25 protein-coding genes are annotated in these 19,842 nt (G+C 64.0%); 12 read left to right on the top strand and 13 right to left on the bottom strand.

From position 1 onward, the window contains the following. Positions 1-44: 44 nt before the first annotated feature. Positions 45-830 carry a sugar phosphate nucleotidyltransferase gene (locus tag NATTI_RS0114270; protein ID WP_027119172.1) on the top strand — a complete coding sequence of 262 codons (786 nt, stop codon included), beginning with the start codon at positions 45-47 and terminating at the stop codon, positions 828-830. 97 nt (positions 831-927) lie between these two features. Continuing rightward, the gene (locus NATTI_RS0114265; RefSeq protein ID WP_006090139.1) at positions 928-1,356 is read left to right on the top strand and encodes a zinc ribbon domain-containing protein; all 429 of its coding nucleotides are present in this window, start codon (positions 928-930) and stop codon (positions 1,354-1,356) included. A gap of 23 nt (positions 1,357-1,379) precedes the next feature. Here NATTI_RS0114265 and ncsA read toward each other — a convergent pair whose 3' ends face one another. The 3 genes from ncsA to NATTI_RS0114250 form a co-directional block, all read right to left on the bottom strand. Further along, a complete protein-coding gene (ncsA, locus tag NATTI_RS0114260; RefSeq protein WP_006090138.1) occupies positions 1,380-2,339 on the bottom strand; it encodes a tRNA 2-thiolation protein NcsA in 960 nt (319 codons plus the stop codon). A 57-nt stretch (positions 2,340-2,396) separates the two neighbouring features. Then, entirely contained in the window at positions 2,397-2,936 is a 540-nt protein-coding gene (locus NATTI_RS0114255) for an NUDIX domain-containing protein (protein ID WP_006090137.1), read from the bottom strand. Between the two features lie 65 nt (positions 2,937-3,001). Beyond that, on the bottom strand, positions 3,002-3,745 hold the full coding sequence (locus tag NATTI_RS0114250) for an alpha/beta fold hydrolase (protein ID WP_006090136.1): 744 nt from the start codon (positions 3,743-3,745) through the stop codon (positions 3,002-3,004). Positions 3,746-3,924: 179 nt separating this feature from the next. On the opposite strand from NATTI_RS0114250, the gene NATTI_RS0114245 reads away from it, so the two are divergent. The 3 genes from NATTI_RS0114245 (at position 3,925) to NATTI_RS0114235 (ending at position 5,352) form a co-directional block, all read left to right on the top strand. After that, entirely contained in the window at positions 3,925-4,398 is a 474-nt protein-coding gene (locus tag NATTI_RS0114245; protein WP_006090135.1) for a DUF4442 domain-containing protein, read from the top strand. Positions 4,399-4,434: 36 nt separating this feature from the next. Beyond that, positions 4,435-5,097, top strand: a complete 663-nt coding sequence (locus NATTI_RS0114240) for a DUF7095 family protein (protein ID WP_006090134.1) — start codon at positions 4,435-4,437, stop codon at positions 5,095-5,097. 75 nt (positions 5,098-5,172) lie between these two features. After that, positions 5,173-5,352: a hypothetical protein gene (locus tag NATTI_RS0114235; protein WP_006090133.1), complete on the top strand. Its 180-nt coding sequence runs from the start codon at positions 5,173-5,175 to the stop codon at positions 5,350-5,352. 47 nt (positions 5,353-5,399) lie between these two features. Here the strand turns inward: NATTI_RS0114235 and NATTI_RS0114230 are convergent, their stop codons facing one another. After that, entirely contained in the window at positions 5,400-6,194 is a 795-nt protein-coding gene (locus tag NATTI_RS0114230) for an ABC transporter permease subunit (RefSeq protein ID WP_006090132.1), read from the bottom strand. Next, a complete protein-coding gene (locus NATTI_RS0114225; RefSeq protein WP_006090131.1) occupies positions 6,187-7,188 on the bottom strand; it encodes an ABC transporter ATP-binding protein in 1,002 nt (333 codons plus the stop codon). Before NATTI_RS0114225 ends, NATTI_RS0114230 begins: the two co-directional genes overlap by 8 nt. 146 nt (positions 7,189-7,334) lie before the next feature. Between NATTI_RS0114225 and NATTI_RS0114220 the strand changes: the two genes are divergently transcribed. Beyond that, a complete protein-coding gene (locus NATTI_RS0114220) occupies positions 7,335-7,541 on the top strand; it encodes a hypothetical protein (RefSeq protein ID WP_006090130.1) in 207 nt (68 codons plus the stop codon). Positions 7,542-7,561: 20 nt separating this feature from the next. Here the strand turns inward: NATTI_RS0114220 and NATTI_RS0114215 are convergent, their stop codons facing one another. Both NATTI_RS0114215 and NATTI_RS0114210 read right to left on the bottom strand, forming a co-directional pair. Further along, the gene (locus NATTI_RS0114215) at positions 7,562-8,380 is read right to left on the bottom strand and encodes a class I SAM-dependent methyltransferase (protein WP_006090129.1); all 819 of its coding nucleotides are present in this window, start codon (positions 8,378-8,380) and stop codon (positions 7,562-7,564) included. A gap of 72 nt (positions 8,381-8,452) precedes the next feature. Next, a complete protein-coding gene (locus NATTI_RS0114210) occupies positions 8,453-8,830 on the bottom strand; it encodes a hypothetical protein (RefSeq protein ID WP_006090128.1) in 378 nt (125 codons plus the stop codon). 217 nt (positions 8,831-9,047) lie between these two features. Here NATTI_RS0114210 and NATTI_RS0114200 point away from each other — a divergent pair, with 217 nt between their 5' ends. Continuing rightward, positions 9,048-9,494: a hypothetical protein gene (locus tag NATTI_RS0114200; RefSeq protein WP_006090127.1), complete on the top strand. Its 447-nt coding sequence runs from the start codon at positions 9,048-9,050 to the stop codon at positions 9,492-9,494. 6 nt (positions 9,495-9,500) lie between these two features. Continuing rightward, complete coding sequence (locus tag NATTI_RS0114195; RefSeq protein ID WP_006090126.1) at positions 9,501-10,316, top strand: hypothetical protein; 816 nt, start codon at positions 9,501-9,503, stop codon at positions 10,314-10,316. Between the two features lie 91 nt (positions 10,317-10,407). On the opposite strand, the gene NATTI_RS0114190 is transcribed toward NATTI_RS0114195, so the two are convergent. Together NATTI_RS0114190 and NATTI_RS0114185 are read right to left on the bottom strand one after the other, a co-directional pair. Further along, positions 10,408-11,280 carry a deoxyribonuclease IV gene (locus NATTI_RS0114190; RefSeq protein WP_006090125.1) on the bottom strand — a complete coding sequence of 291 codons (873 nt, stop codon included), beginning with the start codon at positions 11,278-11,280 and terminating at the stop codon, positions 10,408-10,410. A gap of 195 nt (positions 11,281-11,475) precedes the next feature. After that, on the bottom strand, positions 11,476-11,670 hold the full coding sequence (locus NATTI_RS0114185) for a cold-shock protein (protein ID WP_006090124.1): 195 nt from the start codon (positions 11,668-11,670) through the stop codon (positions 11,476-11,478). Positions 11,671-11,830: 160 nt separating this feature from the next. On the opposite strand from NATTI_RS0114185, the gene NATTI_RS0114180 reads away from it, so the two are divergent. Next, positions 11,831-12,142, top strand: coding sequence for a hypothetical protein (locus NATTI_RS0114180; protein ID WP_006090123.1), 312 nt, complete (start codon positions 11,831-11,833; stop codon positions 12,140-12,142). Positions 12,143-12,593: 451 nt separating this feature from the next. Then, complete coding sequence (locus NATTI_RS0114175; RefSeq protein WP_006090122.1) at positions 12,594-13,793, top strand: redox-regulated ATPase YchF; 1,200 nt, start codon at positions 12,594-12,596, stop codon at positions 13,791-13,793. 125 nt (positions 13,794-13,918) lie between these two features. Here NATTI_RS0114175 and NATTI_RS0114170 read toward each other — a convergent pair whose 3' ends face one another. Continuing rightward, positions 13,919-14,143, bottom strand: coding sequence for a hypothetical protein (locus tag NATTI_RS0114170; RefSeq protein ID WP_006090121.1), 225 nt, complete (start codon positions 14,141-14,143; stop codon positions 13,919-13,921). Between the two features lie 174 nt (positions 14,144-14,317). Between NATTI_RS0114170 and NATTI_RS0114165 the strand changes: the two genes are divergently transcribed. After that, positions 14,318-14,986: a hypothetical protein gene (locus tag NATTI_RS0114165; protein WP_006090120.1), complete on the top strand. Its 669-nt coding sequence runs from the start codon at positions 14,318-14,320 to the stop codon at positions 14,984-14,986. A 121-nt stretch (positions 14,987-15,107) separates the two neighbouring features. Here the strand turns inward: NATTI_RS0114165 and NATTI_RS0114160 are convergent, their stop codons facing one another. The 3 genes from NATTI_RS0114160 to NATTI_RS0114150 all read right to left on the bottom strand — a co-directional run bounded on the left by NATTI_RS0114160 (position 15,108) and on the right by NATTI_RS0114150 (position 18,419). After that, entirely contained in the window at positions 15,108-16,973 is a 1,866-nt protein-coding gene (locus NATTI_RS0114160; protein WP_006090119.1) for a carbon starvation CstA family protein, read from the bottom strand. Positions 16,974-17,144: 171 nt separating this feature from the next. Then, positions 17,145-18,119 carry an ArsA family ATPase gene (locus NATTI_RS0114155; protein WP_006090118.1) on the bottom strand — a complete coding sequence of 325 codons (975 nt, stop codon included), beginning with the start codon at positions 18,117-18,119 and terminating at the stop codon, positions 17,145-17,147. A 3-nt stretch (positions 18,120-18,122) separates the two neighbouring features. Then, positions 18,123-18,419, bottom strand: a complete 297-nt coding sequence (locus NATTI_RS0114150; RefSeq protein WP_006090117.1) for a hypothetical protein — start codon at positions 18,417-18,419, stop codon at positions 18,123-18,125. Positions 18,420-18,533: 114 nt separating this feature from the next. Between NATTI_RS0114150 and NATTI_RS0114145 the strand changes: the two genes are divergently transcribed. Beyond that, positions 18,534-19,823, top strand: coding sequence for a CobW family GTP-binding protein (locus NATTI_RS0114145; protein WP_006090116.1), 1,290 nt, complete (start codon positions 18,534-18,536; stop codon positions 19,821-19,823). The last annotated feature ends 19 nt before the right edge of the window (positions 19,824-19,842 follow it).

The following is a 19,842-nucleotide window of genomic DNA, read 5'->3' as shown; positions in this document are numbered from 1 at the left end:
TAGTCACAACACCCCGTGTCGTGTACTATCCCGCCGACCATCCGATGCACGCACTCGTCTTCGCCGCCGGCCGAGGAACCCGTTTACGCCCGTATACGGACCGGACGCCGAAACCGCTCCTCGAGATCGCGGGCGAACCGCTGCTCGTTCGGACGCTGCGCTCGGTTGTCGACGCCGGGGTCGACGGAATCGTCATCGTCGTCGGCTATCGGGCCGGCGACGTGATCGACACCGTCGGCAGCGTGATCGATGGCGTTCCGATCAGGTATGCCGTGCAAGACGATCGGGAGGGACTCGCCCACGCGGTTTGTACGGCGTTCGAGGAGGGCTACGGCGTCTTTGATCCGGATACCATTGAAGAGGACGAGGACGGAGCCCTCCCCACCGACGTACTGACCGTCAACGGCGACAACGTCTTCGACGACGACTGCGATCTCTCCCGGCTCGTCGACCGCCATCACGAACCCGACGTCGACGGAACGCTCTTGCTCGATCGCGTCGCAAGAAACGAGGCCGAGACGACGGCCCGCTGCGTGCTCGACGACGACGGAACGGTTCGGTCGCTCGAGTCCTCGACCAGCGAACCCGAATCAGGGTATATTGCCGGTGGCGTCCAGACCCACGACGCCCGGACGTTGTTCGAGGCGTGTCACACGGTCGAGCGGAGCGACACCGGAGAGTACGAACTCGCGGACGCACTCGAGGACCTGATCGCCGACGGCAACCGGTACGTCGGCGTCGACTTCGAGGGCTGGCACCTGAACGTCAACACGCCGGCGGACCTCAAGCAGGCGCGGAAGTATCTCGGTGCGGACGGTTCGACGGGGTAGCGACCGCCAGCGCCATCGACCGGCCGGTTGCGGAGTCGATGGCCGGGAATCTGTTCGGTCGAAACTGTTTAATGATATTCAATAAACACCATACAGTATGTCCCTCCGTACCGCCCTCCAGGTCGTCGGACTCCTCGCCGCTGGCTACCTCCTGATCGTGGTGCTCCTCGCGATGGGGCCGATCGGGCTGTTCGGTTTCGGACCGTTGCTCGCGATCGGTGCTGTGCAGGTGTACCGAAATCGGACCCAGCGGGACGGCTCTGACTCCGGCTCCGAGGGCCCGAACTACTGTCGGCACTGTGGCGAAGCGATCGATACGGACGCCTTCGGCGGCGAGCATGAGGACGACCAGTGGAAGGTTCGACACTGTTCGAACTGTGGTGCGCCGCTCGAGTCCGCGACGGAATCCGACCGCGAGGCCGACACGGCCGACGGGACTGCCGGCCGGCCGAAGAACTGCGCCGACTGCGGCGCACCGAACGATCCGGATCGAACGACGTGTACACACTGCGACGCTGCGTTGTGACAGCCGCCGGGTTGCAGCTCCGATCAGACGAGCGACTCGAGCAGCGAGCACTTCCGACAGACCTCGCGGGTCGTCGTCGAGCCACACTCAGCACAGTCCTGCAGGTTGGCCCCATCGTCGCCGCTGAACTCGTCGGACATGATGTTGGCCAGCTCCTCGTAGCCCGAGAGAATCGAGTGGCGGGTGCCGGGATGGTTCTCCTCTAACCCGTAGAGCAACTGCTGGATCTCGCCGCGATAGGCCTCGCTCGAGTGGGGACACTCCGTGATGTGGGCCGGAAGGTCGTTGACGTGTGCGTAAAGGGCGACTTCCTTTTCCGGGACGTCTCGCAGGGGCTTCGCCCGCGGGACGAACTCGTCCTGCTCGTCGCGTTCGGAGAGGGGGCCGAGGCTGGCGTCGAAGTGTTTCGCCATCTGTTCGACGTCGCCCTCGAGGAAGTTCATCATCGCCGTCTGGGCCTCGTCGTCTAAGTTGTGGCCCGTCAGCAGGAGGTCTGCCTCGAGTTCGTCGGCGTAGTTCGACAGCAGGTCTCGACGAAAGACGCCACAGTAGGCGCAGGCGGCCATGTTCTCGGGGTCGTCCTCGACGACGTCGTCCATCCGAACCCCGAACTCCTCCTCGTAGCTGACGACCTCGTGGTGGATGCCGAGCTCGTCGGTCAGTTCGACGCAGGCCTCGAGGCTCTTGTCTCGGTAACCCTCGATCCCCTCGTGGATCGTCAGCCCGACGAGTTCGATTCGGGGGTCCTCCGCGAACGTCTCGTGGAGGATTTCGGTGAGGACAACGCTGTCTTTCCCCCCGGAGAGGCCGATTACCCACGTCAGGGGGTCCTCGGGTGTGACACCGTGGGGAACGAGGTCGTCCCGTCGGACCCGTCGGCGAACCCGCTTTTCGACCGACTCCCGAAAGTGATCGGTACAGAGGTGTGCCCCGGAGTAGGCGGCGTGCATGATTGCCTCCTCGTCACACCGGTTACAGTCCATTAGGGGTCCGTTGACGGGCTGTACGCATCACGGTTTCGTCTGCGCGAGGGATCGCCGTCACTCGAAGAAGAGACGGGTCCCCGGAGCCACGGCTGCATCGTCCGGAAGTTCCGCGAACCAGCCGACAGCGTGTGCCTCGGGGTGTTCGGCCGTCGTCTCGACGACACCGTCCTCGTCGACTCCCGGCGTGGCACCGAAGACGACGAAGGCCCGCGTCGTCGTTCGTTCGGTGCCCTCGAGTCGCGCCTCGTGGCACCACACGCCCTCCAGCGAATCGAGCGTGATCGCGAGGCCCGCTTGCGATTCGACCCAGTTCCGTGCGGCTGCAGCGTAGTCCTCACCGGGGCCGACCTCCGGCGTCGGAAGTTTCCGCGCACACTCCTCGGTGACGCGCATCAGCAAGACGTCGCCATCGCCGTTCGTAACGCCGACGACGGCCATATCGTCCAGGCCCTCGAGCGTTTCGAATAGTTCGCTGTCGACGCATTCCGTCTCGTCGTGAAACTGAACGTCGGGACGGTCGCGAAGGCGCTCGAGGTCGGTGACCGATTCGACGGCACTGCTCGTTGTGGTCTCGTCCGTTGGTTTCGATGTCATGGGTTCCCTATTGATGCGCTCTGAGCGCGGCGAATCACGATACGTACAGCGCCGAACCAGGCATCTCAGGCCGGAACCGGCTCTTCTTCGTCCGCTTCGTCCTCGTCGTCTTCGACGGCGTCGGCGCCATCCTCGAGCGCGGCGAGCAACGTCTCGATGTGGCGATCGCGGCTCGCAGAGGAGAACAGTTCGTGGCCGCCGTCGTAGAGGACGACGTGTTCGGCGGGGACGCGCTCGCCGATCGGGCGGAGGCTGACCACAGGATCGCGCAGCGAGCAGAAGACGACCGCGTCGTGGTCGATCGTCAGCAACTCGTCTTGTGCCCGACGGGTCTCCCGGACGAACGCGGGCGACACCCAGTCCGGCGTCGTCGCGATCTGGTGGTCGGTCGCCAGTTCGCCGAGGGCCTCGCGGCCCATCTCGCCGGCCGGGAGACAGGGGAGCGTCGTCGGCAGTTTCGAGGCGAGATCGAGCAGCGGCTCCGCGTAGTCCGCGCCGTACCCCCACCACGGGCTCAGGTAGACGTGGTTCTCCGCGCCGTCGAGAGCCTGTCCGACGAGCGCGCCCGCGCTGTGGCCCAGCAGCTGGTACTGCTCGTCGAACTCGACGACGTACTCGGCGATCGGCTCGAGCCAGTCGGCTTTGAAATCGTCGATGTTGGTGGGAAGTTCGAACGCATGCACCCGGTAGTCGGCCTCGGTCAGCTTGCCGATGAGCCAGCTGACGTTCTCGTGGGTCCAGCGGTTGCCCCAGCCCATGACGAAGACGAGCTCTTCGTCGCCGTCCTCGTTGAAGATTCGGTGTCTCATAGGGATTCGTTCGCCGGGAACCAATAAAAAAGGTGCTCTCTTGACACGTGAGTGTGTATCATGGTTCGGGGGCTCGATAGCGGGGGACAACCCTCACTCTCCGGGCGATCCGACGACAACGGCCAGTGACGGCCCAGTCGTTTCCGAATAGCTTTCGGGAGCCACCCACGACTGCAGTTATGTTCGCGACGCTCCGTTCACGGCTCTACAAACTGGGGTTCAATCTGTTTCCGGCCTACCGCGGAACCGGCGGTCGGGTCACCTACATCGCCCCCGACTGGCAAGAAATTCGTATAAAAGTCCCACACAACTGGCGGACACGCAACTACGTCGGGACGACCTTCGGCGGCAGCCTCTACGGCGCAATCGACCCGTTCTACATGATGATGCTACTGAAAACGCTCGGTGACGGGTACGTCGTCTGGGACAAAGAAGCCGATATTCGCTTCAAAAAGCCCGGTACCGAGACGTTATACGCACGATTCCGTCTGACCGACGAAGAACTCGAGGCGATCCGTGCCGAACTCTCGACCGATGGAACGGAGTCAATCGATCGTCACTACACTGTCGATCTCGTCGACGCAGCAGGAACCGTCCACGCGACCGTCCGGAAGACGATCCACATCTCGACCGACGAATCGAAGACGGCGTGACAAACCGTTTTGCTACTCGAGACCCCATGTCCGGTAATGAGTGGTTTTGCGCGCAGTCACGCGGTCGACCGGCTCGAGCGACTCGTCGACACCGTCGAGGAGGAACGAATGCCCGTTCCGGTGCGAGAGGTCTGGGCCTTCGGCGACGTCGCGCTCGGGCTCGATCCCGTCGAACGGCTCGACATCTACCTGACGAAGGACATTCTGATGCGTGACGACAGCGCCAACGGCGGCGATCCGGACGCAACGTTCGGCGTCGACGGCGTCGGCAAGTCCGTCCGGGCCGACTGGGCCGCCGACCACCCGGAGTACCTCCGGGCAAACGCGAACGGACATGCCGCCCCCGAGAAGTGTCTCGCCGCCCACCTGCTGGGCGATTCCGGTCAGGAGGAGCCGATCCATCTCGAGGTTTGCAACGCCCCCTTCGAGGATAACGTCACCCAGCGCCTGCGCGGCGCGACGATGCGCGAGGATTACACCCAGTTGCTCGACCCCCGCGGGGTCTGTCTCTGGGCCGAGGGAACCCGCAGCGACGAGGCGTTCCGAAAGCTTCGCGAGAGCGAACTGGCGCTCCCGGCGCTCTCGAGCGCACTCGAGATGCTCGGGATGGACGCAGAAGCTGCCGCGGACGCGGCCGGGGAACTGCACGCCTGGCGCGAGGAGCAAGAGGGCGTGACGGTGCGCGGCGACGTGGTCTGATCGGTACGGGGGTCGGCATGGGCGAGCACTCGTACGAACCTGATACTTTTCATCGCCCCCACACGAAGTGTCAGTATGGTTCGAGGGGTTATCGCCCGACTCCGCGAGTGGATCGCCGTCGAAGACGCCGAGGAGCGTATCGAAGGCTCCGGCGAGGCGATCACGTCGCCCCAGCACCGACGCTCTCCGGAGGCGGAGCGCGAACTCGATCGACTCGGAGAACTCGACGACGAACACCGTCGCGACGACCCGTAGCTCGCGTACCGGGACGTGCCGTCCCGGGCGATGAAAACTGGAATCCGCTACTGGATGTCTCGCCGCCTGAACCAAAGCTGGCTAGCGACGACGCACGCGACGGTCATCACGATCAGAACGCCGGCGCCGGTGAGGTCGTAGGTGCTCTCGAGCAGGATCTCGTTCGGATCGAAGTACCGCATCGGTGCGACCGCCCCGATCACCTCGTAGTCAGTCCCCGAAAGCAGCGACTCGAGCATGAACAGCCCGAACGTGACGCCGAGGGCGATTCGCTGGGCGATGCTCGTCCGGTCGACAGCGACGGAGGCGATCAGCCCGATGCCGGCGCAGGCGAACAGGTACGGAATCGAGAGGAGGTGGACGGCCGCCAGATCCGCGGCCGAAAGCGGCTCGCCGACCAGAACCGCCGCCACGTAAACGACGAACGGCGTGATGAGGTTGACGACGACGATGGGAACGGCGAGCGAGGCGAACTTCTCGCCGACAGTTCGGGCCCGCGAAATGGGCATCGAGAGCAGGATGTCCATCCGACCGCACTCGACGTCGCCGGCGATCGCTCCAGCCGCGAGGTACGCCAGATAGAGCCCGAGCAGGATGATCCACCCGAAGACGTAGAGCTCGAACGCGAGAAAGCCCTCGAGGGAAGCCATCGTCTGAATGTTGAACATCTGGATGATCTGGTCGGGATAGGCCTGCAGGAACTCCTCGTCGACGTTCTCGAAGGAGCCGCTGAACGAGGGGTAGATCCAGATCACGACGACCGCCAGCAGCGACATCGCAATCGAGAGGTAGACGCTGCCCTTCAGACGGTGGCGACCGTCGTAGCGGGTGAGTTCAAACATCGTCGGTCACCTCCGTGGGGGTCCCCTGACGACCGGCCGCGGTGCTCTCTTCCCCGTCCACCTCGCCGCCGTAAAATCGCATAAACACGTCCTCGAGCGGCGCTTCCTCGATCGAGAGGTCGAGCAAGGGATACTCCCGTAGGCGCTCGAGCAACGCATTAACGTCGCCGGTGAACGTAAACGTACACTCCGTAAACGTCGATTTCGAGTCGTCACGAGCGGATTCCCTACTCGAGTCCGCGCCGCGATCCAGCGTCGCCTCGAGGTCGTGGACGCCGTCGATCTCGAGGGTGTCGCGCGGGATCGGATCGGCGGCGCGCAGCCGGACCACCTTTCCGCTGCGGTCGAGCAGGGATTCGACGGGTTCGACCGTGACGAGTCGGCCGTTGCGGATTATTCCCACTCGATCGCAGAGCCGGCGCACCTCGCCGAGAATGTGCGAGGAAAAGAAGACAGTTACGCCCCGTTCTCGCTCGTCGCGAAGGAACTCGGCGAACCGGTGTTGCATCAGCGGGTCGAGCCCGCCCGTCGGCTCGTCGAGGATCACCAGCTCCGGTTCGTGCATGAACGTCGTCACGAGCCCGAGCTTTCGGACGTTGCCGCGGGAGTAGTCCCGGACCAGGCGATCGAGCGGCGGGTCGAACAGCTCGAGCAATTCGTCGCTGCGCTCGTCGCCCTTGATCGAGGCGTGTAACTCGAGGACCTCCCGGCCCGTCGCGGTCTCGTCGAACGCGGGACTGTCGGGGAGGTAGCCGAGGCGGCGTTTGGCCTCGATGAGTTCGCCCTCGTCGGCGATGTCGTGACCGAGCAGTCGGGCCGAGCCATCGGTCGGCGAGAGGAGGCCGAGCAGCGTCCGAATCGTCGTCGTCTTCCCGGCTCCGTTCGGGCCGAGATAGCCGAATATTTCGCCGCGCTCGACGGAAAACGTCACGTCGTCGTTGGCGAGCACCTCCCCGTAATCCTTCGTGAGTCCCTCGAGTTCGATTGCGGCCATACCGAGTTGTTAGTCGCCGAAGTACATGTAACCCGACGACACTGTCCGCGGAAATCGGTCGGCTCGATCCGACCGACGGCCCGACATCTCTCCCAGGCCGAGCCTCGAGGAGAACGGCTATATCCGTCGGGTCCAGTGTCGGCGGTATGAGCGCGCCGTCACTCGCCGACCGGATCCGTTCGCCGCGTACTGCGATGATCGCCAATCTCGCTCTCGTGATGACGGGGTCGGTGCTCGCCCTGCTTTCGGTCATCGACATCGTCACCGGCATGCTGCTCGTCACGATCGGGTTCACCGGCGTCCTCGTCTCTCTCGTCGGTTACCGTTCCGAAGGCGACGCCGGGCACGACTGATACGGGGTGGATCCGTCGAGCTAGACGCGGCCGACGACGACGAAAAACGGAACCGCTTCCTCGCGGCGATACTCCCGCGACTCCATCTGTTCGATCACGTCTCGACCCATCTCCCGCCACGCGCTTCGGAGGTCGTCGTACCCGGACTCGCTCAACGCCCCCGAGAGCATCGTCTCCCGATCGTCGGCCAGCCCCGCCCCGGTCGCCTTCCGCCGGGCCGCGAGCAGCGCCCCCTCGCTGTAGGGTGGGGCGACCGTCCGAACGTGGTCGTACCGCTGGGTCTCGCACACCTCGAGGCCCGCTCGCTCGAACGCCTCGCGAGCGTCGGCGCCGAGCGCGACATCGGTTGAGACGCCCGCGAGGTAGGCTCGTCGGGCCCGGCGCTCGAGTCGACCTTCGCGCTCGACGCTCGAATCGATCTCGACGGCGGCGTTGTCGGGTTCGACGGCCGCGACGAGGTCGGTCGAGACGCGCGCGAACTCGCAGAGCGCGGCGGAGGGATCGGGGAGGTTGATCAACAGTGCCTGACAGACCACGAGGTCGAAGGTATCGTCGGGAAACGGTAATCGGAGGGCGTCGCCGGCGACAAGCGGGATCGAGTTGCCAGCCGAATCGCGATCGGCTGCGGCCGCGAGCAGATCGAGGTCGACATCACAGCCGACCACCGTGGCGTCGTCTGCCGCCTCTTCGCGCAGGACGCGGCTCAGTTCGCCGGTGCCACAACCGACATCGAGGATTCGGGACCTGGTCTCGAGAGCGAGCGGCTCGAGGGCCTCGCGGGAGTCGTCCCACATACCCTCGCGGGTCCGCTCGAGGTAGGATTCGGAGAACTCGCGCACGGGACGGGGTACGAATGGGTCGAGTAAAAACGGGTCGATTCGCGGTTCTGGCCGGCGTGGCCGAAGATCACCTTATCGAGAATTGTTCCGCAGGTCTCGTCCCACGGCGACGAGCAGGACGAGCCCGATGAGGATCATCGATCCCTGTGCAACGGCGGCGACGGTCGACTCGACCGCCCCCCGCGTCAGCAGCGCGACGACGTCCGGAATCCCGCGAGCGGACCCCAACACGCCGAGCAACGCGAGTGCGCCGATTCCGTAGATCGCGAGCCGTTGGCGATCCGTTTGCCAACCGACAACGCCGAGCACCGCGATGGCGACGCCGAAGACGGCCGGAATGAGCGCCGTGACGCTCGCGAAGTCGGAGAGCACATAGGCACCGATACCCACGGCGACGAGGGCGATTCCGAGTCCGATCCCGAGTGCTGGCGTCCTGTTAGGGTCGCTCATATCTGACCGTTAGCAGCGGCGAATCCTATACCTTCCTCTGACAGTCGCAAACGCGATACCGACCGATGCACGATGGGCTACGGATCGCGCCGCTCGCCGCCCGCAGCGACACTGCGCTCGTTCGTTTCACTCGCTCGAGTGGCGTAGTTCGATCCGATACGTCGGTCGACGGCGGACCCCGTCGATTTTTCAGGCACCTCGGCGTAACCGTGGGAACATGGGTTCGCCGAGCCAGACGCCGGCCGCACAGCGCCACTCCGTACAGCCGACGGCCATCGTCTACCCGCTCGGCCTCTGGGTAGTGATGGCCGTCCTCGCCGTCATCAACGGGATCTTCAGGGAGACGATGCTCATTCCGCGGATCGGAACGTATCCCGGCCATCTACTCAGTACGGCCCTCCTGGTCGTCGCGATTCTCGCCGTTTCGGCCGGCTATTTCGCATATACGTCGATCGACTACACTCGAACGGAACGACTACTCGTCGGAATGATCTGGGTCGTGTTGACGGTCGGCTTCGAGTTCCTGATCGGCTACCTCGAGGGAGTTCCCGTCAGCGAGACTATCGCACAGTACGACGTGCTCGGGGGGCAGGTTTGGATCGTCGTCCCGATAACGCTGCTCGCCGCACCGCTGCTCTTCGGCGCGTATTTCGCTCGAGAGTGATCTCGCATGAATGCCTCGCCGAACCGTTGGGAGGTTGCATCCTCGGTGGCGATCCTCGCGCTCGCGAGTACGTCGTGCCTTCTCGGTTTGTTCCGGGACGGTCACTACGCCGAGCCCGCTGGGGAACTGCTGCGAATACACGCACAGGACGCCGTCGTCCTCGTAATCGGCGTTCCCGTGCTCGCGATCAGCCTACTGTACGCGACGCGCGGGTCGGTACGCGGTCGCATCGCGTGGCTCGGCTCGCTCGCGTTCATGACGTACATGTGGACGCATTACGCGTTCGTCGTCGCGTACAACGAGTTCTTCCTCGGCTACGTCGCGCTCTTCGCCCTCTCGACGTTTACGCTGATCAGCGGCTCCGCCAGAACGGACGCGACCGCAATCGGCGACGCAGCACGCGGTGCGCTGCCGGTACGCGTCTACGCGGGATTCCTCGCGGTCGCCGCGGTCGGACTCGCGGCCATGTGGCTGTCGGACATCCTTCCCGCTCTCAGTGCGGGGACGCTTCCGTCGGCGATCGATCAACTCGGCGACGAAGCCGCGTACACCTACGTCGTCGATCTCGGCGTTCTCGTCCCCGCCCTCGCCATCAGCGCCCGCTGGCTCTGGCGGGAGCGGCGGTGGGGGTACGTGTTCGCCGGCGTGTTACTCGTGTTCGCCGCGCTCGTCGCACCGGTACTGACCGCGATTACGGTAGTGGATCTTTACGGCGGGATCGAGATCTCGGTGCCGATCCTCGTCGGAACGATCCTGCCGCCGTTTCTCGGTGTCGTATTCGCGGGCACGTATCTCGCTACGCTCCCGTCGGAAGTACCGTAATTCGGTGGAAAAAGACGCGTTCGAATCTCGAGACGCTTACGCGGCTCGCTGGCCGCACCGCTCCCAATCTCGCGACTCTCGTTCGCTCCGCTCACTCCGAGTCGCGCAGCTCTTTCACCTTCTCGATGTTCCACGCGAAGCCGCGGCCGTCCTCGGTGGGCGTCTCGAGCGCGAACGGCAGTTCACGCAGATCCGGGTGGTTCACGATTGCCTTCATGCCGTCCTCGCCGATGTAGCCCTCGCCGACGTGGGCGTGTTCGTCCTTGTGGGTGCCGACGTCGTGTTTCGAGTCGTTGAGGTGGATGTATTTGAGGTACTCGAGGCCCACTTCGTCGTCGAATCGTCCCACGGTCTCGTCGACCGCTTCGGGCGTCGTCAGGTCGTTGCCCGCGACCAGCGTGTGGGCGGTGTCGATACAAATGCCGATCTCGGTCTCGGTTCGTTCGATGATCCCCGCGAGGTGGGCGAACTCGCCGCCGAGTTTTGTGCCGCTGCCCGCGTCGGACTCGATGAGAATCTCGACGCCATCGGGAACCTCGAGTTCGTCGATCAGACTCGCCGCGTTGTCGAGGCCACCCTCGACGCCGGCTCCCGTGTGCGCGCCGAGGTGGACGTTGACGTACGGAATGTCGAGGCGCTCGGCTGCATCGAGCTCAGCCTGCATGCTCTCCTTGGACTTCCGGCGGAGGTCGTCTTTAGGGGTACAGAGGTTGACCAAGTAAGACGAGTGGATCACCCACGGCCCCTCGAGTTGTTCGTCGGTTTCTTCCCGAAAGCCCTCGGCGGCCTCGTCGCTGAGTTCGGGCTGGGCCCAGACCTGCGGCGAAGTCGTAAAGACCTGGCCGCAGTTGCCGCCGAAGGCGAGTTGTCGGTGAATCGCGTTCCGCATGTCGTCGTACGGCGGTGTTTCGTCGTCGGACGAGACGCGCGAGCCGGAGATTGAGACGTGTGCGCCGACCTTCATGGACTCCCGTCAGTACCGATTCGTGATAGGGATACTGATTTCGGAGCCGAGAGCGACCGTCGCTCGTCCGTCTCTCACAGCCGGCGCTGACCACCGGAGCACGGCTCGAGCGACGGAGTCACCAGTGGCTGGAGTGTAGCGGTGCGAAAAATGAATTAGTAGTCAGCGTCGCCCGAAGGCGACGTGAAACCGATATTATAGACGCTCGACGTTGGTCGCGCGCGGACCCTTGGGGGCCTGTTCGATATCGAATTCGATCTCTGTGCCTTCCTCGAGGTCCGGACCGCCAACGTCTTCCATGTGGAAGAAAACGTCATCGTCCGCATCGTCCGTCTCAATGAAACCGTAGCCGCCTGTGTCGTTGAAGAAATCAACCTTACCGTTTGCCATTACAACCAAACGTATGGATGGCCCCCAGATAAGGGTTGCGAGGGTCGTGGTATCACGATTGGGAAGGCCCCACAGGGAGTTCGCGGGAACGACACCGACTCCGTCGTTCATCGTCACCAACATCTTTAACACGTGTCGATACGTTCTCGAACCGAGACTAATGAGCATTCCCGAGACACTCGGACTCTCGAGTGCGGCGCTCGGTGCTGTCTTCGTTGTAGCCTGGATCGTTGCGATTGGCGTCGCACTGTACCGATACGACCGCGAGCGGATCACCCGACGAGAACTGTCTCTGGCTGGCGGTGGCGCGCTCATGTGGCTGGCGTGGAGTCTCCTCCAGGTCGTCACCGCCTTCAGTGGCGGTGTGGCCACGATTATCGACCTCCTCAGTCTCGGACTCTTCGTGGCCGGCGTCGGGCTGTTGGTCCACTGGTGGCGCATCCGAGATGCAGACGAGAGCGAACGGCTCTAACCGACTGCCGGAGACGGGACAGTGCGAGAGTACGAAACAGTGCGACGACGGCGCCGACGAACGATGGTCTCGAGCCATGTGCAGCCGACCGATTCCTGTGCCACGTACACGCATCACACTGCGAGAGCGGAAGGAAACCCGTTTAGTGGCCCCGCTCGTGGGACGGACAATGAGTACGAGTTACCGAATCGGACTCGTCGGCAAACCCTCCGTCAGCAAGTCCTCCTTCTTCAATGCCGTCGTCAGCGCTTCGCGCTGACGGGCCGCAGAATCGCTGTGCGATTCTGCGACGGCGACGATGAACGACGTGCCCGAGAGCGCCTGCGTCGTACCCGTTTAGTGCGACGGTCGCCGAGCGGCCGGCGGTTCGAATAACTGTATGGCAGGGTCACACGTAGCATTCTCGAAACGGAAGGAAACCCGTTTAGCCGGGCCGCTCGAGGGACAGATAATGAGTACGAGCTATCGGATCGGACTCGTCGGCAAACCCTCCGTCGGCAAGTCCTCCTTCTTCAATGCAGCGACGATGAACGACGTTCCCGAAGGCGCCTACCCCTTCACGACCATCGACCCCAGCGTGGGCGAGGCCTACGTGCGCGTCGACTGCGCCGCCCCCGAGTTCGACGAGGAGTGTACCCCGAACGTCGGCTACTGCGACCACGGTACCCGCTTCGTCCCGACGAAACTCGTCGACGTCGCCGGGCTGATCCCCGGCGCTCACGAGGGTAACGGTCTCGGGAACCAGTTCCTCTCGGACTTAAACGAGACCGACGTGCTCGTCCACGTCGTCGACTTCTCCGGTGAGACCGACCTCGAAGGCGAACCCACCGAGGGCCACGATCCGCGCAAGGACATCGCCTTCTTAGAGGAAGAACTCGACCAGTGGTATCTCGGCGTCCTCGAGAAAGGGATCGACCGCTACGCCTCCGGCTACACGACCGAAGACGACGCCATCGAGGAGGAACTCGCCGTCCAGATGAGCGCGTTCAAGACCAACGAGGACGAGATCAAGCGACTCATTCGGCGCACGGATGTCGGCTTCGACCCCGAGGGGTGGGAGGACGCGGACAAACTCGAGTTGGCCCGCGAGATCCGCAAGGAGACCAAGCCGATGGTCATCGCGGCGAACAAGATGGACACGCCCGAAGCCCAGGACAACTACGAGGAGATCACGAACGATCCGGAGTACGAGCACCTGACGATCGTCCCCTGCAGCGCCCACGCCGAGAAGGCGCTCAAATCGGCGGATCAGGCGGGCGTCGTCGACTACCGACCCGGCGACGAGGACTTCGAGATCGTCGGCGACATCTCGGACGAGCAAGAACAGGGGTTAGAGCAGATCCGCGACTTCCTCTCCGAGTACGGCGCGAGCGGCGTGCAGGCGGCCATCGAGACCGCGCTGTTCGACGTCCTCGAAGTAACGCCGGTATTCCCCGGCGGCGCGAACGGCCTCGGCAACGAACGCGGCGAGGTGCTCCCCGACTGCTATCTGATCCCGCCGAACTCGACCGCAGAGGACTTCGCGTACAGCCTCCACTCCGATATCGGCGACGGCTTCCTCCACGCCATTGACTGCCGATCGAACCGGCAACTCGGCAAGGACTACGAGGTCGAGTCGCGGGACGTGATCGAAGTCATCACGACGAACTGAGGCTCTCGAGAGTAATCCGTACCGACGACGAAAAGCGTATTCTCCGCTCGTGGAAACGCCACGAGTGTCGGCCGCCTGAACAAGTGCTAGCCGCTCGAGTCACCGTCGCGTCTCGTCGGTTCGGACTACCGTCCCCAGATCACGCGCTGAGCGGCGTCGTCGAGACGGCTCGAGACGCCCGAGAGCCACGCGCCCGGCGAGAACGTTCGCAATTGGTCTTCGTCGACCTCGATCCGGTGCTCGCCGTACGGATCTCGATCGGCCCGCTCCTCGGCGGACCGGTCTGCGTTCGCGACCTCGGTGGCGACCGACATCGAACAGCGGCCGCACGCTTCGCGGTCTTTGGCCATAGTGGTCCCATATTGGCGATACGGAGGCTTAAGTGCTATCACGGAGGCATCCATCCGCGGAGCGGTGCCGACGGACTTTTGGAGTCGTCGTGCCATCAGCCCACATGGACCGGCCACGCGCCGAGTCGCCACCCCTCGGCTGGCACGCTCTGAACGATCGAACCGGTGACCGATATGAGTGACCGCACACGCGACCCCGACGACGGCGAGACCGCCGGAGAGCCGCTCAAGACCGCACCGTCGAGTTCGGACGCCGAAACGCCCCCGAGCGAGACGCTCGAGGGCGTTCCCGACTGGGACGACGAGTACGTCGATCGGGTGAGCGACCGACTCATGCACAACTACGACCTCGAGAAGGACTACTCGGTCGAGGGTGAGACGTTCACGCTGTACGGCCAGATGGCGCTCTCGAGCAAGAAACACTTCCTCCATCCCGCGCTGTCGCTGGCTGAACACGAGTCGACCGAACACCTGTTCGTCAGACGGGTCGACCGGGTCGACGACCGGACGCTCGACCGGTTCGTCGACCTCGGCGAGCGGCTGGCCGACGAGTGGATCGATCCCGACGAGGAACACTTCTCGACGGACTTTACGTTCGTCGCGGTCGCACCCTCGATCCCCGACGAAGTCCGCGACCGCGTCTCGGGATTCGACGGGAGAACGCTGCTGAAGTACGGCTACCACGGCCACTACGAGATCAATCTGGCCGTCGTCTCCCCCGAGAGCGAGGCTCTCGTCGCGAGCGAGAACGCCGACGTCGCGACCGCCTTTCGCCTTTGGGACTCGATCGAACGCGAGGAGCCGGGCATTCTCGACCTGATCTCCCGACGGTTACAGCTGTAGTCGCGACCACCACGCGACGGTCGTCTTTTTCGCTTCGAATCCGCGCGACGAGCTGTTACAGTCGCTCTTACTCGAGTCAAAAAAGCAAAATCGCAGTCGAAATCGCGACGTCGAGTCGCGATCAGTCGTCGTCCGTACTCACGTCGGCTGCAACGCCGTCACCGGTCTCTCGAGCCGTCTGCATGTTGTCGTAGCCGATCTTGAACAGCGAGAGCGCGAGGTAGAGCAGGATCGCGATGATGATGATCTGGGCGACCGCCGACAGCTGCCCGACCAGTCCCGTCTCCGCCTCGGCAGTGATACCGAGCAGCCGGCCGGCCAGGATCTGATAGATCCCGACCCAGCTGAGACCGATCACCGTGATGAAGCCCATCAACACCATCGGACCGCCGGTCGAGATCAGCTGCTTGGATTTGCTCCAGTTGGCCAGCCAGACGGTGCCAGAGAGCAGCGCCAGCGACGCCAGCAGCTGGTTCGCGCCGCCGAACAGCGTCCAGAGGTCCTCCCATCGACCGCTACCGAGCAGGAGGAACGCCGCGATCGCGATGAACGTCGTGTTGATGTAGCGGTTAGATGCGTACTCTTCGACCGGCGTTTCCGGCGTGCCGACGATCTCCTCTAACATGTACCGGCCCAGTCGAACGGCCGTGTCCATGCTCGTCAACAGGAAACTCGCGAGCACGAGCGCCATGAACGGCGCGGCGTACTCGAACGGAATGCCGAGCGCGGTGAGGATCGCCCCACCGCCGGTCGCGAAGTTCGGCAACGCGAGACCGATCCCGCCGTCAGCAGCGGGAATCGCGACGATCGTCACCGCACAGAGGGCGACTGCCGCGAGCAGTCCCTCCGCGAGCATCCCGCCGTAGCCGATCAGTTTGGCGTCGGTTTCCTTGTTCAGTTGTTTCGAGGTCGTCCCCGAGGACACCAGCGAGTGGAAGCCGCTGATGGTCCCACACGCGATGGTGAGGAACAAGAGTGGGAACAACGGCATGAGCGGCAGCATCTCGGCGAGCGGCCCGCCCTGTCCGGTGAAGCCGTACCAAGCTCCGGTTGCGATATCGAAGCTCAGCTGATTCCCGGTATCGGGGTGAACCGCGTCACTGCCCATCCCGGTGATGAACGTGCCGACGATGACCGCCAGCAGGCTCCCGCCGACCCCTGTGTACAGGAGAAACGACGAAAGGTAGTCACGCGGCTGCAACAGCATCCATACCGGTAGGACGCTCGCAGCGGCCCCGTATACGAGTATTATCAGCACCCACGCACCGATGTTCGCGCTGTCGAGCAGTTCCGGGAAGAACAGCGCCGACTCGAGCAGAACAATCGTGCCCTCGGGATACTCGCCAGGGACGATCGCGAGCGGGTACTGGATGCCGACCCAGACCGACGCGAAGACGCCCGCAACGAAGACGACCGTCCCGACCGAGAACGGCAGCCCCATCTGGTACAGCCAGATCCCGAAGATGAACGCGAGCGTAATGTACAGCAGGCTCGCGGTCGCTGCCGACGGGTACGCGTTCAGCACGACCCCGATGACGAGTGCGAACACCGCCACGACGAGGATCGTCAGTAAGAACGCGAACCACAGGAGCATGTTTTTGCCCCGTTCACCGACGTACTCGCCGATGATGTAGCCGATCGACTTCCCCTCGTGTCGAAGGCTGCTCGACAGCGAGATGAAGTCGTGAACCGCGCCCATCAGCGGGTTCCCGATCGCGACCCACAGCACGGCCGGGATCCAGCCCCAGACCAGTGCGGCCGTGATCGGCCCGACGACGGGTGCGCCGCCCGCAATACTCGAATAGTGATGCCCCAGTAGTACCGGCTTCTTCGCCGGGACGTACTCCTGTCCGTCTTGGTACTTGTGTGCTGGCGTCTCCCGACTGTCGTCTAACCCCACGAACTGCGAGAGGTACCGACCGTACCCGATGTACGCGACGGTAAACGTCGTCAGCACCAGTGCCACGATCCAGATTACACCTGCCATGGTATTGTCTCCCTAACCGTCTGTTGAACGGGAGCATTATAAATATAATTTATTGTGGTTTGCTCTAGCCCTGATCATATGACCAGTTACCGCCGAAAACGCCGATTTCTGTAAAACGACTGGACACTCTCGTTCGAAAGAGCCGGACGATCGTGCGTTCGAACAGCCCGATCAGGTCGTCCGCGGTTGGTCATCACCGACCGAAATCTCGAGTTCGCCGGCGACGTCCTCGAGGATACTCCCTCGAACTTCCGCGACGCGCGTCTCGATGGTCGCAACCACTGGCGTGTCGAACTCCCGTTCGATGTACTCCAGACGCTCGCGTTCGGTCTCGACCCGATCGCGGAGGTAGGTCGCACCGCGGCCCTCCTCGTGGGGCTCCGGTTCGGGCGTCAATCGGTTGACGACGAGCCCGCGCACGGGCAACTCGGCCTCGCCGAGCGTTTCGAGCGACCGGGCGGTTTCCCGGATCGAGAGCTCGTCAGGATTGAGGACGAGGTAAAAGGAGGCGTCCTCGCGCAGCACCTCGCCGGCGAACTCGAAGCGTTCTTTGCGCCCCTGCAGGCGCGCGAGGATCGGGTCGCCCTCCATCACGCGCCGGGGCTCCTGATTGCCGATCGCGGCCTTCTCGAAGAGATCGATGCTGCGCCGGCGTTTGTCCATCAGCCGGTCGATCCAGCGCTCGAGGAGCTCCGGCAGGGCGAGCAGGCGGAGCGTCGACCCGGTCGGCGAGGTGTCGAACACCACCCGGTCGTAGGGATCGGCGTTCCGCATGACCTCGACGAACCGGTCGAAGAGGGCAGCCTCGTAGGCCCCCGGCGTCTGGTGAGCCATCTCGAGTTGGATGTCGACCTCGTTGACCATCGCCGCCGACAGTTGCGAGTTCAACTGTCGGCGCAGGTCCATCAGGTGGTCCTGGACCTCCTGTTCCGGATCGATCTCCATCGCCGAGAGCCCGTCGTAACCCTCGACGGGCTGTGGCTCGTCGCTGAACTCCTGATCGAAGACGTCGGCCGTGCTGTGGGCCGGGTCCGTCGAGACGACGAGCGTCTCGAGTCCGGCCTCGACGCACTCGAGTGCGTAGGCACTCGAGACGGTCGTCTTGCCGACGCCGCCCTTGCCGCCGAAGAAGGTGAACGTTGCCATCGATCAGAAGTGGTACTGGTGGCCCTTGCGCTCGATTACGGATTGGCGGTCCCACATGCGCCGTTCCCAGGCCTGATACTCGTCCTCGAGGTAGGGCAGCAGTTCGGCCGTGTAGTAGGAGACGGGACTCGGAATGCCGAAGGCGTCGGGGAAACACGCCAACATGAACGCGTCCTCCGTGTCTTCGGCTTCGGCCTCGATCTTCTCGTAGGCCGGGTGCGTGAACATCCCGTGGAAGAGTCCGCGAAGCCACTCCTCGAGTGTCTCCCGGAACGACGCGATCCGATCGGCGAGTGTCATCGTCGGTCATGCTCGGGCCCGAAGGCAAAAAGCTGTCGCGTCGGTCCCCTCCTCTGCGAGGCGTATCGGCCACAACACGACGCTTCTTGACCCTCGAGTCACAACCTCTCGGGTATGTCATCCGAATCCGGCGGCATTCCCGTCACCGTACTCTCGGGGAACCTCGGCGCGGGGAAAACGACGCTCCTCAACCACCTGCTGAAGAACGCGGGCGAACGCGACCTCGCCGTCCTGGTCAACGATATGGGCGAGGTCAACGTCGACGCCGAACTGGTCGCCGAGGGCTCCGACCTCGATCTCGAGGACGGCGTCGCCGAACTCTCGAACGGCTGTATCTGCTGTGAACTGCAGGACGACCTCGAGACCGCGGTGGTTCGACTCGCCCGCGAGCGCGACTTCAATCACCTGCTCGTCGAGTCCTCGGGAATCTCGGAGCCCGAACCGGTCGCGCGGCTGTTTACGACCACCTCGCGAGTGGCCGCCAGCTACGATATCGACGCGCTCGTGACCGTCCTCGACACTCGGCGCTTTCTCGACTGCTTCGCCGGCGACGAGGTGCCCGAACGGCAGGGGTCGGTCGCGGGCGACGAAGACGACGAGGCGACGCGACCGCTCTCGGACCTCATGATCGAGCAACTCGAGGTCGCGAACCTCGTCTTGTGCAACAAGACCGACCTCTGTTCGGCCGCGGAACTCGAGGAGGCCGAAGCGCTGGTCCGAGCGCTCCAGCCGGACGCCGAGATCGTCCGCACGGAGTTCAGCGCCGTCGATCCCGACCGGGTGCTCGGCGTCGACCTCTTCGATCCGGATCGAATGGGGGAGATTGCCGGCTGGCAGCGCGCGCTGGCGGACGAGAGTGAGGATGGAGACAGCGCCCACGACCACGGAGCAGACGGCCACGACCATACGCACGAGGAACACGGCCACGGCCACGACCACGGTCACCGCCACCCCGACGAGGTCTACGGCGTCGACTCCGTCGTCTTCCGCGCCCGACGGCCGTTCCACCCCGAACGGTTCGCGTCGTTCCTCCGGGAGCTTTCCGACGGGATCGTCCGCTCGAAGGGAGTCGTCTGGATCGCCGGGCGAGACGTCAAAATAGACGTTTCCCACGCGGGACCGTCCGTCCGCGCGACCACCAGCGGTCCGTGGATCGCCGCCCTCCCGGAGGTGCAACAGGATCTCTACCGCTCCAACCGACCGACCCTCGAGTGGCACGACGAGCACGGCGACCGACGGACGGAACTGGTCTTCATCGGCACCGACACCGACGAGGATCGTCTCGAGGCGTCGCTCGAAGACTGTCTCGTCACGGACGAAGAGTGGGGCGAGGAAAACGTTCTCGAGAACCCGTTCCCGAGCGAGGCGGACGACGGCGACGGTGTCGTCCTCCGAGAACCCTGACCGGTTTCGGTGGTGCTAC

The organism is Natronorubrum tibetense GA33 (assembly GCF_000383975.1).
In the GTDB taxonomy this organism is placed as follows: Archaea; Halobacteriota; Halobacteria; order Halobacteriales; family Natrialbaceae; genus Natronorubrum; species Natronorubrum tibetense.
The sequence above is the reverse complement of the archived record's forward strand: the minus strand, read 5'-3'. Positions and strand labels throughout refer to the sequence as shown.

Bases quoted from the DNA above. Each gene is read 5' to 3' on its own strand.
- NATTI_RS0114270 (WP_027119172.1), top strand. From the start codon at position 45: ATGCACGCACTCGTCTTCGCCGCCGGCCGAGGAACCCGTTTACGCCCG.
- NATTI_RS0114265 (WP_006090139.1), top strand. From the start codon at position 928: ATGTCCCTCCGTACCGCCCTCCAGGTCGTCGGACTCCTCGCCGCTGGC.
- ncsA (WP_006090138.1), bottom strand. From the start codon at position 2,339: ATGGACTGTAACCGGTGTGACGAGGAGGCAATCATGCACGCCGCCTAC.
- NATTI_RS0114255 (WP_006090137.1), bottom strand. From the start codon at position 2,936: ATGACATCGAAACCAACGGACGAGACCACAACGAGCAGTGCCGTCGAA.
- NATTI_RS0114250 (WP_006090136.1), bottom strand. From the start codon at position 3,745: ATGAGACACCGAATCTTCAACGAGGACGGCGACGAAGAGCTCGTCTTC.
- NATTI_RS0114245 (WP_006090135.1), top strand. From the start codon at position 3,925: ATGTTCGCGACGCTCCGTTCACGGCTCTACAAACTGGGGTTCAATCTG.
- NATTI_RS0114240 (WP_006090134.1), top strand. From the start codon at position 4,435: ATGAGTGGTTTTGCGCGCAGTCACGCGGTCGACCGGCTCGAGCGACTC.
- NATTI_RS0114235 (WP_006090133.1), top strand. From the start codon at position 5,173: ATGGTTCGAGGGGTTATCGCCCGACTCCGCGAGTGGATCGCCGTCGAA.
- NATTI_RS0114230 (WP_006090132.1), bottom strand. From the start codon at position 6,194: ATGTTTGAACTCACCCGCTACGACGGTCGCCACCGTCTGAAGGGCAGC.
- NATTI_RS0114225 (WP_006090131.1), bottom strand. From the start codon at position 7,188: ATGGCCGCAATCGAACTCGAGGGACTCACGAAGGATTACGGGGAGGTG.
- NATTI_RS0114220 (WP_006090130.1), top strand. From the start codon at position 7,335: ATGAGCGCGCCGTCACTCGCCGACCGGATCCGTTCGCCGCGTACTGCG.
- NATTI_RS0114210 (WP_006090128.1), bottom strand. From the start codon at position 8,830: ATGAGCGACCCTAACAGGACGCCAGCACTCGGGATCGGACTCGGAATC.
- NATTI_RS0114200 (WP_006090127.1), top strand. From the start codon at position 9,048: ATGGGTTCGCCGAGCCAGACGCCGGCCGCACAGCGCCACTCCGTACAG.
- NATTI_RS0114195 (WP_006090126.1), top strand. From the start codon at position 9,501: ATGAATGCCTCGCCGAACCGTTGGGAGGTTGCATCCTCGGTGGCGATC.
- NATTI_RS0114190 (WP_006090125.1), bottom strand. From the start codon at position 11,280: ATGAAGGTCGGCGCACACGTCTCAATCTCCGGCTCGCGCGTCTCGTCC.
- NATTI_RS0114185 (WP_006090124.1), bottom strand. From the start codon at position 11,670: ATGGCAAACGGTAAGGTTGATTTCTTCAACGACACAGGCGGCTACGGT.
- NATTI_RS0114180 (WP_006090123.1), top strand. From the start codon at position 11,831: ATGAGCATTCCCGAGACACTCGGACTCTCGAGTGCGGCGCTCGGTGCT.
- NATTI_RS0114175 (WP_006090122.1), top strand. From the start codon at position 12,594: ATGAGTACGAGCTATCGGATCGGACTCGTCGGCAAACCCTCCGTCGGC.
- NATTI_RS0114170 (WP_006090121.1), bottom strand. From the start codon at position 14,143: ATGGCCAAAGACCGCGAAGCGTGCGGCCGCTGTTCGATGTCGGTCGCC.
- NATTI_RS0114165 (WP_006090120.1), top strand. From the start codon at position 14,318: ATGAGTGACCGCACACGCGACCCCGACGACGGCGAGACCGCCGGAGAG.
- NATTI_RS0114160 (WP_006090119.1), bottom strand. From the start codon at position 16,973: ATGGCAGGTGTAATCTGGATCGTGGCACTGGTGCTGACGACGTTTACC.
- NATTI_RS0114155 (WP_006090118.1), bottom strand. From the start codon at position 18,119: ATGGCAACGTTCACCTTCTTCGGCGGCAAGGGCGGCGTCGGCAAGACG.
- NATTI_RS0114150 (WP_006090117.1), bottom strand. From the start codon at position 18,419: ATGACACTCGCCGATCGGATCGCGTCGTTCCGGGAGACACTCGAGGAG.
- NATTI_RS0114145 (WP_006090116.1), top strand. From the start codon at position 18,534: ATGTCATCCGAATCCGGCGGCATTCCCGTCACCGTACTCTCGGGGAAC.